Here is a 13,533-nt window from a genome sequence, read left to right as displayed (position 1 = left end):
ACCCGGTATTTTAAGGCCTGTTTAGCATATTCGAAATTATCATAGCCGCTTAATATGACCACACAGATATGCGGGTATTCCCTGGAAATCAGGCGGCTTAACTCCAGACCATCCATATAAGGCATACAGATATCCGTCAGAACCACCTCTACCGGATTGTCACGGATGTAATCCATGGCATCCTCCCCATGCTGAAAGCACCCCTTCAGTTCAAATCCCCTGCTGCCCCAGTCCATGGTTTCCTTTACTGCCTCACGGACTAAAAATTCATCATCAACAAGAATCACACGATACATAAACCTTCCCCATTTCTGACTCTCATTATAATACACAGTGCTTCTTTTGCCTAGAAAAAAACAAGGCTTAAGCAGACGAATCCTCTTAAGCCTTTGGTTTTATGCTATTCTGTTATTTTTTGATCCACTTTCCCCAATATTGATTCTTACTATATAGTTTTTTGATAAGTCTATTATACTATTGCCGTCATTTTGTTTCTTGTGATATAGTAGCAAAAATCATAATAATATTCATGTTTTTTTCCAAATATTATCAGATACTAGAGAGAGGTACCTGCTCTATTTTAATCACAACAAACAAAACTCGTATAAACTCTTGGTTGTTTTATTGTTTTTATGTATTATTTATGAAATATCTTCGTATTTAAAAAAATCAAAATCTGCAAAATGTTTGTGAAGCATTCGATCTGCACAGGTCATACCTACAAATGTTCCTGTAAACTCTCCATATTTACAATATTCATCTGAAAACTTCGTAGTATCAAACTCTTTGCCAATCCGAAAATACTGTTCTCCATCGTAACTCCATTCAAAAAAGGTCTTCCTATTATCAATTCGAAGCCGGAGATAAACAGGTGCATCCTTTACCGGAGTTCTAGTATCCAGATACTCTGTTCTTGTCCCGTTTTCCAACTGTATCACGGAAATAGCGCTTTGTCCCAATGTCTGACTATAATATTTCCTTAAATTGATGTAATTCATATTATCATAATACATGATCAGTCCTGCACTATGCTGATATATCTCCGGCTTAAATTCCATTTTAGTGGTTATGACTGCATTTACTGAGGTTAACTTTCTGGCAAGGATGCTCACTTTGTTTAATGATGTTCTGGATTCCTGACCTCGAATACGCACATATCCTGGCCTTGCTTTGACGTCTGTAAAGCTTTCCGGTGAAATTCTTGGTGCATAATACTGGATTCCTAATGTATCGCTGTTAAAATCATCAAAGCCCGGAATCTGCGGCATCGGGTATTCCGGAAGCTTGCTTTCTTCAAAATTTTCTTTCGCAAAATTGCTTTTATCTGCCATTCGCAGCCACCCATCATCTGTCCACATCATTTTCTGCATGGCTGTTTCTCTTCCCAGCGTACACCGCAGCTCTGGTACAAACGGTCTGGCTGTTAAATGTACCAGATAAACTTCTCCCAATTCATTTTCCACATAGCTTCCATGCCCTGATTTTTGCAGCACGGACTCTGGATTGTAATATTTCGGTTTTAAATGATCCGGATCTTTTCTTTCGTTAAACTCTCCGGGAATAGAAGTCACGATTGGATTCATGGGATCTTTTTCATAAGGACCCCAGACATTCTCTGAACGTCCCATAGTTACGCTGTGACCATACCCTGTACCGCCTTCCGCACACATGATGTAATAAAAACCTTTGCGCTTATACAAATGCGGTGCTTCAATGCATCCCCTGTCTGTTCCCCCCTGCCAGAAACGTTTGGGATAACCGATGATCTTCTTTTCAACTGGGGAATACTCTGCAATACAGACTGCACCCGGCTTTTCATATCCTTCCCTCGTCTCCCATTCCAGTGAAACTATATATTTTTTACCGTCATCATCATGAAGGATAGACGCATCAAAGCCTGCCGAATGAAGATAGATTGGTTCACTCCATGGACCCTTTATATCACTGGCTGTAATCAGATAGTTATCTACATCGAAATATCTTGCGTTCATAGAATTCATAACACCATAGATCACATAAAACAGCTTCTCTTCTTCGCAATATGTTAAGCATGGTGCCCAGATTCCTTTCGCGGACGGTAATTTTCTAATATCCGCCTGTTTTTCACTGCGAATGACATGAGTATACAATTCCCAGTTTTTTAAATCTTTAGAATGATAAATGGGAAGTGCCGGCATCCACTCAAAAGAAGATACTATGACATAATAATCATCTCCTGCCTTACATATACAGGGGTCGGGATTAAATCCTGGAAATATTGGATTTTTCAACATATTATCGCCATCTCCTTCTTTATGCATGTTCGATGGGAAACCACCCCTGGGCTACTGATTTGTCAAAATCCCAGGAATCCCAGCCAATCCATACCGGTTCATTGACCGTATCCAGCAACAGCTTATAATTCCAGTAAAAATATCCATTTCCGCCATTCCATGCATCCAGCTGTACTTTTGCAAGTTCCTCATAGATTTCCTTTTTTTGCTTAGGCGTATAAAATTCCTTTTCCACCCCTTCTATGCCATTGAGTACCGATTGTCCGCCTTTGGTGTCATGTCCGCATATAAGCGAATTAAACAAACTCCATTCTCCGCAAATCACAGGGCAATACTGCGCCATCTCTTTGATGGGAGCCTCATATTTTTCTTTCACATAAGTGACATATCCTTCCACACTTTGCGGACAACCGTCTATTTCTGCCATCATCAGATATTGGTGGGTATCCAGAATAATATTTTCAAACTCTTCTTTCAGCATGAAATCCTTCCAGACGGAAAAATTAAATCCATCATGAAATACGACTGACTTTTCTGCCGTCATATGTTTCCGAATCCGCCCGTACGCTTCCCTATAGAATTGTTTGAGAAACTCCATAGGAACCGGGGCGTTATTCTTTGCCATCTCCTTATCTGCCGGTTTGTACCTTTCCTCTATATTGAAGGAATCCCATGCTGCTTCCGTTAATGGTTCATTGACAGGCTCTATGCCAAGAAGACCTTTTCTATTTCCATATCTTTCCGCTAATTTTTCCAAAAGGTCTAAAGTGAATTCCACATTTTCTCTGCTTCCTGCCCAAGTACACACCCCGGATAATCCACCATTATCAAATCCGTTCTGGCCGCCTGGCACTGTATGCAGATCAATCAAAATCTGCAATTCATACTTTTCTGCCCAGCCAAACGCCTTATCCAGTTCTTCAATACAACCAATAAACGGCGGGCAGTCACCAAATATAAAATAAGGAACCGGTATTCTGACTGCATTCATATGATGAGATTTAATAATCGCAAAATCCCTTTCCGTGATATACTCACTGCGATGCACCTTTATTCTTGCCTCATATAATTCTTTTGACAACTGTCTGGGAAGATAGTATTCATCTTCAGCTGTTGTTCCGGCAAATAATGCCGGACTCATCCATTTCTCCAGCACCAGCCAATTACCAAGATTTACGCCTTTGATCTGCATTGTTGTCCTCTCCTCCTTCTCTTTACTATACAAGAAAATCTCTGAATTTTTCTGTCACTTCTATATCATCATCACTATCCACCAGTAATGTCAGCGGCTGTTCCAAATCCAAACTGAAAATTCCCATAATAGATTTTGCATCTACATAATATTTTCCAGTCTGTAAATCTACATCACAGCTGAATTTTGAACATATATGATTAAACTTCTCCACTTCTTTCATGCTGTTTAATTTTACACTTTTTTTTACCAAAATTTGAACCTCCGGTGATTTTTCTATTTTTATTTGACTGCACGTTCTTTTAAGTCTGCAATAATTCCATCAAATTCTTTATCCAGTTTCCAGAACTTCATAATAACCAATCCGATCGCATATACCCCTATTGGTATCAATACAAAGCAGATACGAATAGAGAACAATGCGGAAGCTGACTGTACTGCCGCTCCTCCTATGTATCCTCCCGCTGCCAGAATCCAGCCAAGCATTGCAGAGCCAAGACCGCTTCCAACCTTGTACCCGAAACTGCAGGCGCTGTTCACCAATCCAGCCGTCCGATATCCTGTCTTCCACTCTCCATAATCAATGGTATCCGATACCATTGCCCACATGGTAGCTCCGCCACAGGCTCCACCGATACCGCGAACGATACTGGAAATTATAATTAACGTTGCCGAACCGCCTGAACAGGTAAGAACCAGCATTCCCGCAATATTTACAACTAACCCTGCCACAAATACATCTCTTTTTCCAAACCTCTTTACAAAGTTTGCTATAAGAAACATACATAAAATTTGAGCTACATTCATTGTACTGTTAATGGTCGCTACCAAATTAGAATCGCCAAGAATTTCTCTTGCAAAATAAACAGTTGCACCTCCGCTGATCGAAAGATTCAGAAAGAAAATGGCAAGCACTACCGTAATCATAATCCAATACTTGTTTTTCAACAGTGCTTTCATTCCTTCTTTAAATGAAACGACAGTTACTTCCCCTGTTTTCTCTTCCTCCACCGTTTTTACTCTTTCCTTTGTACCAAAGAAATTAATTAAAAATGCAAACACGGACAATACCCCTAACACACAAAATGCCTTTGTCCATGCACTGGCATTATTTCCAAAGAATTCCACTAACGGCAGGGTAAACGTGTTAATGATCAATGTTCCTGCTGTTGCCAGCAGATTTCGGAAAATACTAAGTACGGAACGTTCATATGGATCCTGTGTCATTAACGCATTCAATGTAGAATATGGAACATTAATTGCAGTATAGATAATGGTAGAAGCCAAATTGTAAGTAATAAATACATACACTAATTTAGGTGTCTGTGCCCATCCCGTGGGTACTGAAAACAATAAAATTCCCGACACTGCAAATGGGATACACATTCTCAACAGCCAAGGTCTTGCTTTCCCAAAACGAGATTTTGTTCTATCTACAATCACCCCCATAATAATATCACTGATTCCGTCAAAAACTCTGGATACAAGCATAATTGTTCCTACTGCCGCTGCACTTACCCCAGCGTAATCTGTGTAATAAAATAACAGAAAAGCTGTCATTGCAGTGTAAATAATATTACACCCGAAATCTCCACACCCATAGGAAAAACGCTCCACAAATCTTCGCAAAGTTAATTTTGTCTTTATTTCCATAGTTTTCTCCTTATATTTTACAAAAAACGTTTGCCATAAAAGTTAATATCAAGTTCAGCGCGCTTTATATTGTGCTTAAAATATATCATAAATACATTTTTCATCATAGATTTTATCTTGACGATAAGGTAGGTTAATATTGACTTTTTTTCTCCATGCATTATACTTAATTTGAATTTATTCAGAACCGGACTGAAATCATTGATAATAAACTATCAAAACTTGGTTTAGGAGAGGCGCCTATATGAAAGAACCAGCAGAACAGCTTCGCATACATGAATATGTGGAAATACCATCTACAAAAGATATTTATTTCAAACATTATTTTGATCAGGGGCGTCTGGTATCTAACCACTGGCACAATGAAGTGGAGATTATTTATTTGTTAAAAGGAAATCTGGATGTCTCCATTGGCAGCAAGACCTTGCATTATCAGAAAAACGACCTTGTTCTTATTAATTCCAAAGTAGTTCATTCTACTGTATGTACAGCACCTAATGAATCTATATTGGTACAAATCCCTTATACCTTTTTAAAACGGTATATTCCGGACGTCGATAGATATATGTTTTATATAGACTGTTTTTCTACAAATCCGATTGTCCAGACAAAAATTACCCAGCTAAAAGAAACGCTTCAAAAAATGCTCATTGTTACAGAATATCATCCTGAAGGAGAATGGTTACACTTTGGTTCTCTTCTATTTGAATTGCTATATCTTCTATACCACGATTTTAAAATTACAGATCCTCAGGCCGGGTTTCAACAACAGGCAAAAAACCTAAATAAATTGGATTCTGTATTAGATTACACACAAAAGCATTACAACAAATCGATTTCGCTAGATGAAATTGCTGATATTGCAGGATTCCAGTCCCAATATTTTTGCCGTTTGTTTAAGAAAAATATGGGGGTGACTTATCTGCAATATCTAAATGAAATCCGCTTATCACACATTTATCAAGATTTAATTACAACGGAACTTCCTATCCATGAAATATTGGAGCTTCATGGATTTACCAATTATAAATTATTCCGGAAAGTATTTGCTCAGAAATTCCAAATGACACCTTCAGAGATCAGAAGTTCACAAAACAATAAGCAATAATAACTATACTTCCTTGCCGGACAGCTTATCACATTCCCTATTTATCTTATAGCCGAAAGTGCGGCAGATGCATGTATTGATGTTTCATTTAATAAAAAAAGCTGCCAATAATAAAACCCCCAGCGTTCTTGAGGCTGCTATGCGGAAATTCAGGTTTACCAGCTATTTGAGACAACAGTTAAATTTCACACGCTTCGCGTGTTCAATAGGGTCACGACCCATATAAAAAATGGCATTGGTTCTTTATCTCTCCAATGCCATTTTACTCTCTCCATAAACAATCTACACTGTCATTTGTTTTATAGAGGAGATTATTAATATACAGAATTTTTGCAGCCATTTTCGGTAACAATGGCGCTGAGTGTTGCACCACCGATAACAGGACTAACATTAAACGTAACTACAGCCAGATAGGTGCAGCAGTCATTCATGCAGGACTCACAATCACATACATTAAAACTAAAAGTATCAGATACCGTTGTAGCAACTGATCTGGAATATTCATATATTCCGCTAACCGGAATGAGGGCCATCTGATCTGAACACTCTTTAAAGATTTGAAATCTATAGCTACCTATTACACCTATAACAATATTCGCAGTAAAAGAAAGCAGGATACAGGGATGCTCAAATCCTGAAGTATTAATCTGTAATGTAGCAATAGTACTCGTTATTTCTACTCCAGTTAAATTAGCAAATGAAACATATCCTGGACTTCCGCATCTTAATACAGCTGCGTTTAATTCTTCTTGTTTCTTCTCACGGCAACAGTCATCGCAGTAGTATTCACATTCACAGTCATGATTCATATAAAAACTCCTTTGTTTAGGATGATTTTAATTAAACTTGATAACAATTTTATTAATTTTTACCTGCATCTTATACATTATTATAGTACGATAATTTTAGAATTGTGAATGGCCCAGGAAAATTGTACTTTTAAATAGCATCCTTATGAATATATCAGGCTTAAAGTCTTGCTTGTCCACAAAGCTGATACTGTCCCAATTGCTCAAAAAACGAAAACCAGGGCGATTCTGCCTAGGCTGATAGCCTTGACATTCAGAATTGTTTTTTAATAGTGAAATAAAAAAAGGCCATAGGCTATCCACATATGGAAAAGCCTATGGCCTTAATTTTAAATTGGCACTGGTACTTTTTTTAACTTTTGATAATCCTGATTCCAACTATCTTTTGTACTATCCCATATCTCTTGCTGGCCAATCTTTGCTTTTATATCTGCATGCTCCAGTGCACTGGTTACAATCGTTGCCATTAGCTCATCCCCTTTCCTCGATCAAGCAATCCGATTGATTCAGGTAATCTCTTATCTTCTTTTGCTGAAATCCTTCGGATGCTTGATTTCGCATCTATAATGGTATACCTGATAAGAAAACAGCCTCATGGCGTTTCACCATGAACGGTATGTGCGTTTCCTTAATTATTTTTGCGTTCTTCAACCATTTTCACAAACCATTCTACCATAGCAGGATCATAATGAGAGAAGAAGGAACTTTCATTTTTATCAAATGCAGAAATTATTTCCATATCGCTATCACTCAATTCAAAATCGAATACGTTAAAATTTTCTTCCATTCTCTCATAATGGGTTGATTTTGGAATAACAACAACACCACGCTGAATATGCCAGCGAAGCATAACCTGTGCCGTTGTCTTTCTGTATTTATCTCCGATTTCTTTAAGCGCCTTGTCTTCAAATAAACCCCCTCGTCCCTCGCCAAACGGTGCCCACGCTTCAATCTGAACGCCATATTTATCCATATACTGCTTGGCTGCAGTCTGCTGATTGTATGGGTGCGTTTCAACTTGATTTACCATAGGTCTGATTCTGGCAAAAGAAGCGATATCTACCATGCGGTCAGGATAGAAATTTGAAATGCCGATTGCACGAAGCTTTCCCTCCTCGTACAAATCCTCCAAAGCTCTCCACGCGCCATAGTAATCCGAGAAAGGCTGATGCAAAAGCATAAGATCAAGATAGTCCGTTTGTAGTTTTTTCAATGATTCTTCCACAGACCTTTTACAGTTTTCATAACCATAATGCTCAATCCAAACCTTTGACGTCAGAAAAATCTCTTCCCTTGGAATACTCGATTTTTTGATTGCGCTGCCTACTTCCTCTTCGTTAAAGTAGGATTGTGCTGTATCAATGGAACGGTATCCTGCTTTCAGCGCATCCAATACACAGCGTTCGCATTCGTCCTTTGTCACCTGGTAAACTCCGTAACCCAGTATTGGCATTTTTACTCCGTTATTAAGCGTTACATATTCCATAATAAACCTCCTCGTATTATTTCAAATTTGTCTTAAAGAATTCTTCCATTTTATTAAACGGAATCGCATCCTTGCCACCGCCATCATACAAGTCTGTATGCACGATACCGGGAAGAATTAGCAATTCTTTGTTATCTGCATAAGTATCACCTTATCTCATTCTTCTGTCATATTCAATTGTACTATCATACACCTATCTCCAAATTCTCGAATTCGCTGCCCGAAACCGGCTCGCACCATTCTGTTTTGCAGTTCTCTCCAGGTACTTCCATGGCCAAATGCTGAAACCATGAATTAGCCGAAGCGCCATGCCAATGCTTAACACCCGCCGGAATGTGAACCACATCTCCCGGCTTTAGCTTTCTCGGCTTCTGTTCCCACTCCTGGTACCAGCCCTCGCCAGCAGTAACAAGCAGCATCTGACCGCCGCCATGATCAGCGTGATGAACATGCCAGTTGTTACGGCACTTCGGCTCAAAGGTTACGTTGCCGATTGCCACCTGTTCGGTGGAAAGCATATTCAAATAACTCTGTCCGATAAAATACTTTGCAAACATATCATTTGTATTACCAATGGGGAACACACTCATTTCTGTTGGTTTCATTCTTTTGTCCACCTTTCCATCGCTTTTCTTGATTTTTCTACATTACTTCCGTGAATTGCAAGACCTTTAGCAACTTTAGCAGTCGGACACAGCCGTTTTATGTCCTTTTCGCTTACTCCCATACCGCTGCCCTCATGAGTACAAAACGGCTTAATCGTTTTGCCGCTGAAATCAAAATGCTCCAGAAACGCAAATACTGCCATGGGCATAGTACTCCAGTAATTCGGAAAGCCAAGATAAATGGTATCGTACTCACTGAGGCTGTCGGGATATGTCTTTAGTTCAGGGCGGGCATCTCGTTTTTGATCGGCCTGCGCCTCAGCGATGCACTCGTTGTAACCTTTTGAATAGGGCCTTACCTGTTCGATTTTTAATATATCTGCATCCGTAAACTCTTTGATGATAGACGCAGCAACTTCCGTATTTCCAACAGTAAGATATTTCAGTATGCCGCTCACATAGTTTTCATCCGCTCTTGAATAAAATGCTATTAATTTATCGGACATTTCCTGCACCTCTTTCTTTGCTCCTGCCTTTATTATAGAGCGGAATCCCTTGACCGGGAATCTCCGATGTGTTAATGTAGTATAAACTATAAGTTTATACTTTTGTTGGAGGTATGACATGTATAATCCACTTTTAAATACATTTATTACTGTTGTCGATTGTGGCAGCTTTGCAAAAGCAGCCGGAGTTCTGTATATTTCCTCAACTGCTGTTATGAAGCAGATGAACTCTTTGGAAAATCATCTTGATTTGAAGTTAATCGAACGCACTCCTGCCGGAATACATTTAACCGAAGCCGGAGCCGTCATATATCGTGATGCGAAATTTTTGATTGACTATTCCAAAAAATCTGTTTCAGCCGCAAAAGCAGCTTTACATGCAAATGACACAACCTTTTGTGTTGGTACCTCCTTACTGAACCCTGCGAAACCTTTTATGGATTTATGGTACCGTGTAAACAAAAAATTTCCCGAATACAAGCTGCACCTTGTCACCTTTGAGGACAACCACGAGGGCATACTCTCGGAAATTGAAAAGTTAGGAGAAAAATTTGATTTTCTTATTGGCGTATGTGACTCACAGAAATGGCTTTCACGCAGTAATTTTCTGCCGCTTGGGCGATACAAAAAGATGATTGCGGTATCGAGAGAACACCGTCTTGCAGAAAAAAAACGCATAGATATAGAAGATTTGTACGGAGAAACGCTGATGATGGTACAACGTGGGGATTCCGGCATAAACGATTTCATCCGCAACGATTTGGATAAGCACCACCCGGAAATCCATATTGAGGACACACCGCATTTTTACGATCTATCTGTCTTTAACCGTTGTGCAGAAACAGGAAATGTCCTGCTTACTATTGAATGCTGGCAGGATGTTCACCCCGGACTGATTTCCATTCCAGTCAATTGGGATTACAGTATCCCCTATGGACTACTGTACAGCATGGCTGCACCGGAGGATGTACTGAGATTTGTTCAGGCAGCAAAGAATATCATTGAGAATACTTGATTGAGGATAGCAATAGCAATTATACAATTAATAAATAACAGGGTATTTCTGACTCTGTGGCTTATCTAAAACCTATTTTTCTGAACATGAATATAATATTTTTCTGAAGATATAAAGAGGCGGTTTGTTTGACCGCCTCTTTGCTTTTTTAGGAGGTGTTACTATCGCTGCCACACGCATGATTTCCATTCGCCAAAACAAAGGTAAAACCATTGCGGATTGTCTTGCCGACCGCACCGATTACGCCAAAAATCCTGAAAAGACAAACAAAGGCGAATATATCAGCTCTTATAAGTGCGCCCCCAAAACAGCGTAAGGAGAATTCCTGTTAGCTAAGCGGATTTACAATGAATTACAGGCAGAGAACAGACAAATGATGTTATTGCCATGGGGATACTCCCCAACAAGCAGATTTGCCCAAAATCCTGTAAGGGAATTTTGAACAAAATCGTAAGGTGTGTACTGCCTAACCATGCTTGCCACTTTTGTTTCACCATCAATATGGATCTCCAAAAGAATGTAAATTATAAAGTTTTTCATTTAATTCTGCCAACAAATGTATAATTACACAATTGCTTTCACTGGTATAACATGCCATACTGTTGTCAAGTTATATATCTTATAATGTATGTGAGGTGATTACTATGCAAATGAATAGACTTTTTGAAATTGTATATATTCTGTTAAATAAAAAAACGACCACAGCCAAAGAACTGGCCGAAAGATTTGAAGTGTCTGTAAGAACAATTTATCGGGATATAGATATATTATCTTCGGCAGGTATACCCGTTTATGCAAGTCAAGGAAAAGGCGGCGGCATATCGTTGCTTGATGATTATATCCTAAATAAATCCGTGCTCTCGGAAGATGAGCAAAATGAAATTTTGTTTGCGTTGCAGAGCCTGACCGTAACACAAAACCCTGAAACTGACAAAGTGCTTTCAAAATTAAGCAGTCTGTTTAATAAAAGCAAGACCAATTGGATTGAAGTAGATTTATCGCCCTGGGGCAGCGATAAAAATAAAACATGCGAATTTACTATCCTTAAAAACGCCATTCTTAACCACCAGATTATTGAATTTACTTATTTTAATACATCTGGTGAAAAAAGCAGTCGAAAGGTCGAACCTATAAAGCTCATCTTCAAGGTTCACGCATGGTATCTCCAAGGGTTCTGTCTGGCCAAAAATGAATATAGAACTTTCAAAATCTCACGTATGTCTAATTTAGAGATAACACAGGAATTTTTTACGGATAGGATGCCGGAAGGACTTTCAGTAGATGAAAATGAGCAGAACTCCCAAAAGTGGATTAACGTACAAGTAAAGATTTCCCCTCAAGGAGCTTATCGAGTGTTTGATGAATTTGACGTAAATGAAATAACCAGAAATCAAGACGGCTCTTTTACGGTCGCGACCTCTTTACCGGAAAACGAATGGCTGTTTCACTATATCCTCTCCTTTGGAACCGATATTGAAGTATTATCTCCACAAAATATTCGTGAAATGATTCAAGGCAAATTGAATGAAATTATTTGGAAATACAAAAAATAAAAATGATAACTTGACCCAATGTCGTCAGGTTATAATCAGTATAATTGAAATATGGTAATGAATAACCATAAAATCATAAAAAGGAGGAAACTATGGCAGTTTTAACGGATAAATCATTTTACGAGAATGAACTAGATGGAAAGCGCGTTCTTGTTACAGGCGGAACAAAAGGAGGAATAGGAGAAGCGATTGTGAAACGCCTCACCCATGCAGGTGCAACAGTTATCACTACTGCACGAAAAACGCCAGATGAAATGAAAACATCAGATTTATTTATTCAGGCAGACATTAGCACACCCGATGGAACGAGTAAAATTGTAACCGAGATACTTGAACGTTTTGGCGGTGTTGATATTCTGGTCAATAATGTTGGAGGTTCTTCTGCGCCAACCGGAGGCGTACTCGCACAAAGCGATTTTGATTGGCAGTCAGCCTTTGAAACAAATTTGTTTGCAGCAGTTCGCCTTGATCGGGGATTACTTCCCCCAATGCTCGAACAGGGACATGGAGTTATCGTCCATATTTCATCTATTCAGAGGCGATTCCCCGGTGAAAATACAATGGCATATTCGGCTGCTAAGGCAGCTCTCACAAACTACAGTAAAGGGCTGGCAACAGAGCTTGCGCCCAAGGGAATACGTGTAAATACTGTCGCACCCGGATTCACTGAAACAAAAGCCGCAGAAGAACTTATGAAGCGAATGGCGGAAAGTTTAGGTACAGATTATGCTGGCGCACGGCAAAATTTGATGGATTCACTTGGCGGTATCCCATTAGGGCGTACTGCACGGCCAGAAGAAGTGGCTGAACTTGTTGCTTTTTTAGTATCTGACCGTTCTTCGTACATTATTGGAGCAGAGCATACAATTGACGGCGGTATTATCCGAACAATCTAAATGCACCTTATAAAAGAAAAGGAGAATAACAACTATGAATTTACAATTACCAGAAGCTATTGAAACTTTCTTTCAGGCATCAAATTCTTATGATAGCAACCTGCTTGCCAAGTGCTTTGCAGAAGATGCCATACTCTATGATGAGGGATTAGTTTATCACGGCCCAACTGCTATACAGACTCATATTGTAGAAGCAAATAACGATTTGCTGGTTAAGACTGATGTTACAAATGCCGTAGAAAAAAATAAGGAAACGGTTGTCACAGCTACACTTTCCGGAAACTTTGACGGAAGTCCGGTAGCGCTTGACTACTATTTCACCATGAAAGATCAGAAAATTGCCACGCTGAGAATCGTATTAGCTGGTGAATAAGAAGGAATTTGTAAAACAGTATTATTACTATTGGATTTGCAATTGCTGCTTTTAGGGAGGTGAT

The 13,533-nt window shown here is 39.2% G+C and carries 16 protein-coding genes; 6 read left to right on the top strand and 10 right to left on the bottom strand.

Going from position 1 to position 13,533, the window contains the following annotated elements:
* From RT269_RS14710 to RT269_RS14690, 5 genes are all read right to left on the bottom strand, one after another.
* On the bottom strand, positions 1 to 296 hold a 296-nt coding region (locus RT269_RS14710), incomplete at its 3' end, for a response regulator (protein ID WP_313183649.1).
* A gap of 345 nt (positions 297 to 641) precedes the next feature.
* Positions 642 to 2,273, bottom strand: coding sequence for a glycoside hydrolase family 43 protein (locus RT269_RS14705; protein WP_313183647.1), 1,632 nt, complete (start codon positions 2,271 to 2,273; stop codon positions 642 to 644).
* A gap of 19 nt (positions 2,274 to 2,292) precedes the next feature.
* On the bottom strand, positions 2,293 to 3,465 hold the full coding sequence (locus RT269_RS14700) for a glycoside hydrolase family 5 protein (RefSeq protein ID WP_313183646.1): 1,173 nt from the start codon (positions 3,463 to 3,465) through the stop codon (positions 2,293 to 2,295).
* A gap of 25 nt (positions 3,466 to 3,490) precedes the next feature.
* A complete protein-coding gene (locus RT269_RS14695; protein ID WP_313183644.1) occupies positions 3,491 to 3,718 on the bottom strand; it encodes an HPr family phosphocarrier protein in 228 nt (75 codons plus the stop codon).
* Between the two features lie 29 nt (positions 3,719 to 3,747).
* On the bottom strand, positions 3,748 to 5,118 hold the full coding sequence (locus tag RT269_RS14690) for an MFS transporter (RefSeq protein ID WP_313183643.1): 1,371 nt from the start codon (positions 5,116 to 5,118) through the stop codon (positions 3,748 to 3,750).
* Between the two features lie 244 nt (positions 5,119 to 5,362).
* Between RT269_RS14690 and RT269_RS14685 the strand changes: the two genes are divergently transcribed.
* Complete coding sequence (locus RT269_RS14685; protein WP_313183642.1) at positions 5,363 to 6,226, top strand: AraC family transcriptional regulator; 864 nt, start codon at positions 5,363 to 5,365, stop codon at positions 6,224 to 6,226.
* A gap of 314 nt (positions 6,227 to 6,540) precedes the next feature.
* Here RT269_RS14685 and RT269_RS14680 read toward each other — a convergent pair whose 3' ends face one another.
* From RT269_RS14680 to RT269_RS14660, 5 genes are all read right to left on the bottom strand, one after another.
* Positions 6,541 to 7,035, bottom strand: a complete 495-nt coding sequence (locus tag RT269_RS14680; protein ID WP_313183641.1) for a DUF4489 domain-containing protein — start codon at positions 7,033 to 7,035, stop codon at positions 6,541 to 6,543.
* A gap of 329 nt (positions 7,036 to 7,364) precedes the next feature.
* A complete protein-coding gene (locus RT269_RS14675; protein WP_313183639.1) occupies positions 7,365 to 7,502 on the bottom strand; it encodes a hypothetical protein in 138 nt (45 codons plus the stop codon).
* A 161-nt stretch (positions 7,503 to 7,663) separates the two neighbouring features.
* Positions 7,664 to 8,521 carry an aldo/keto reductase gene (locus RT269_RS14670; RefSeq protein ID WP_313183637.1) on the bottom strand — a complete coding sequence of 286 codons (858 nt, stop codon included), beginning with the start codon at positions 8,519 to 8,521 and terminating at the stop codon, positions 7,664 to 7,666.
* 185 nt (positions 8,522 to 8,706) lie between these two features.
* On the bottom strand, positions 8,707 to 9,126 hold the full coding sequence (locus RT269_RS14665; protein ID WP_313183635.1) for a cupin domain-containing protein: 420 nt from the start codon (positions 9,124 to 9,126) through the stop codon (positions 8,707 to 8,709).
* The gene (locus tag RT269_RS14660; RefSeq protein WP_313183634.1) at positions 9,123 to 9,632 is read right to left on the bottom strand and encodes a flavodoxin; all 510 of its coding nucleotides are present in this window, start codon (positions 9,630 to 9,632) and stop codon (positions 9,123 to 9,125) included. The genes RT269_RS14665 and RT269_RS14660 overlap by 4 nt, the downstream gene beginning before the upstream one ends.
* A 118-nt stretch (positions 9,633 to 9,750) precedes the next feature.
* Here RT269_RS14660 and RT269_RS14655 point away from each other — a divergent pair, with 118 nt between their 5' ends.
* The 5 genes from RT269_RS14655 to RT269_RS14635 all read left to right on the top strand — a co-directional run bounded on the left by RT269_RS14655 (position 9,751) and on the right by RT269_RS14635 (position 13,469).
* Positions 9,751 to 10,647, top strand: a complete 897-nt coding sequence (locus RT269_RS14655) for a LysR family transcriptional regulator (protein WP_313183632.1) — start codon at positions 9,751 to 9,753, stop codon at positions 10,645 to 10,647.
* Positions 10,648 to 10,771: 124 nt separating this feature from the next.
* A complete protein-coding gene (locus RT269_RS14650) occupies positions 10,772 to 10,963 on the top strand; it encodes a hypothetical protein (RefSeq protein WP_331664163.1) in 192 nt (63 codons plus the stop codon).
* A gap of 328 nt (positions 10,964 to 11,291) precedes the next feature.
* A complete protein-coding gene (locus RT269_RS14645; protein WP_313183631.1) occupies positions 11,292 to 12,200 on the top strand; it encodes a helix-turn-helix transcriptional regulator in 909 nt (302 codons plus the stop codon).
* A 92-nt stretch (positions 12,201 to 12,292) separates the two neighbouring features.
* Positions 12,293 to 13,096, top strand: coding sequence for an SDR family oxidoreductase (locus tag RT269_RS14640; RefSeq protein ID WP_313183630.1), 804 nt, complete (start codon positions 12,293 to 12,295; stop codon positions 13,094 to 13,096).
* Positions 13,097 to 13,130: 34 nt separating this feature from the next.
* Positions 13,131 to 13,469: a nuclear transport factor 2 family protein gene (locus RT269_RS14635; protein ID WP_313183629.1), complete on the top strand. Its 339-nt coding sequence runs from the start codon at positions 13,131 to 13,133 to the stop codon at positions 13,467 to 13,469.
* The last annotated feature ends 64 nt before the right edge of the window (positions 13,470 to 13,533 follow it).

This window comes from Lacrimispora sp., from assembly GCF_032078915.1.
In the GTDB taxonomy this organism is placed as follows: Bacteria; Bacillota; Clostridia; order Lachnospirales; family Lachnospiraceae; genus Lacrimispora.
The sequence above is the reverse complement of the archived record's forward strand: the minus strand, read 5'-3'. Positions and strand labels throughout refer to the sequence as shown.

Coding starts and splice junctions, on each gene's coding strand:
- RT269_RS14705 (WP_313183647.1), bottom strand. CDS start 2,273: ATGTTGAAAAATCCAATATTTCCAGGATTTAATCCCGACCCCTGTATA.
- RT269_RS14700 (WP_313183646.1), bottom strand. CDS start 3,465: ATGCAGATCAAAGGCGTAAATCTTGGTAATTGGCTGGTGCTGGAGAAA.
- RT269_RS14690 (WP_313183643.1), bottom strand. CDS start 5,118: ATGGAAATAAAGACAAAATTAACTTTGCGAAGATTTGTGGAGCGTTTT.
- RT269_RS14685 (WP_313183642.1), top strand. CDS start 5,363: ATGAAAGAACCAGCAGAACAGCTTCGCATACATGAATATGTGGAAATA.
- RT269_RS14680 (WP_313183641.1), bottom strand. CDS start 7,035: ATGAATCATGACTGTGAATGTGAATACTACTGCGATGACTGTTGCCGT.
- RT269_RS14675 (WP_313183639.1), bottom strand. CDS start 7,502: ATGGCAACGATTGTAACCAGTGCACTGGAGCATGCAGATATAAAAGCA.
- RT269_RS14670 (WP_313183637.1), bottom strand. CDS start 8,521: ATGGAATATGTAACGCTTAATAACGGAGTAAAAATGCCAATACTGGGT.
- RT269_RS14665 (WP_313183635.1), bottom strand. CDS start 9,126: ATGAAACCAACAGAAATGAGTGTGTTCCCCATTGGTAATACAAATGAT.
- RT269_RS14660 (WP_313183634.1), bottom strand. CDS start 9,632: ATGTCCGATAAATTAATAGCATTTTATTCAAGAGCGGATGAAAACTAT.
- RT269_RS14655 (WP_313183632.1), top strand. CDS start 9,751: ATGTATAATCCACTTTTAAATACATTTATTACTGTTGTCGATTGTGGC.
- RT269_RS14645 (WP_313183631.1), top strand. CDS start 11,292: ATGCAAATGAATAGACTTTTTGAAATTGTATATATTCTGTTAAATAAA.
- RT269_RS14640 (WP_313183630.1), top strand. CDS start 12,293: ATGGCAGTTTTAACGGATAAATCATTTTACGAGAATGAACTAGATGGA.
- RT269_RS14635 (WP_313183629.1), top strand. CDS start 13,131: ATGAATTTACAATTACCAGAAGCTATTGAAACTTTCTTTCAGGCATCA.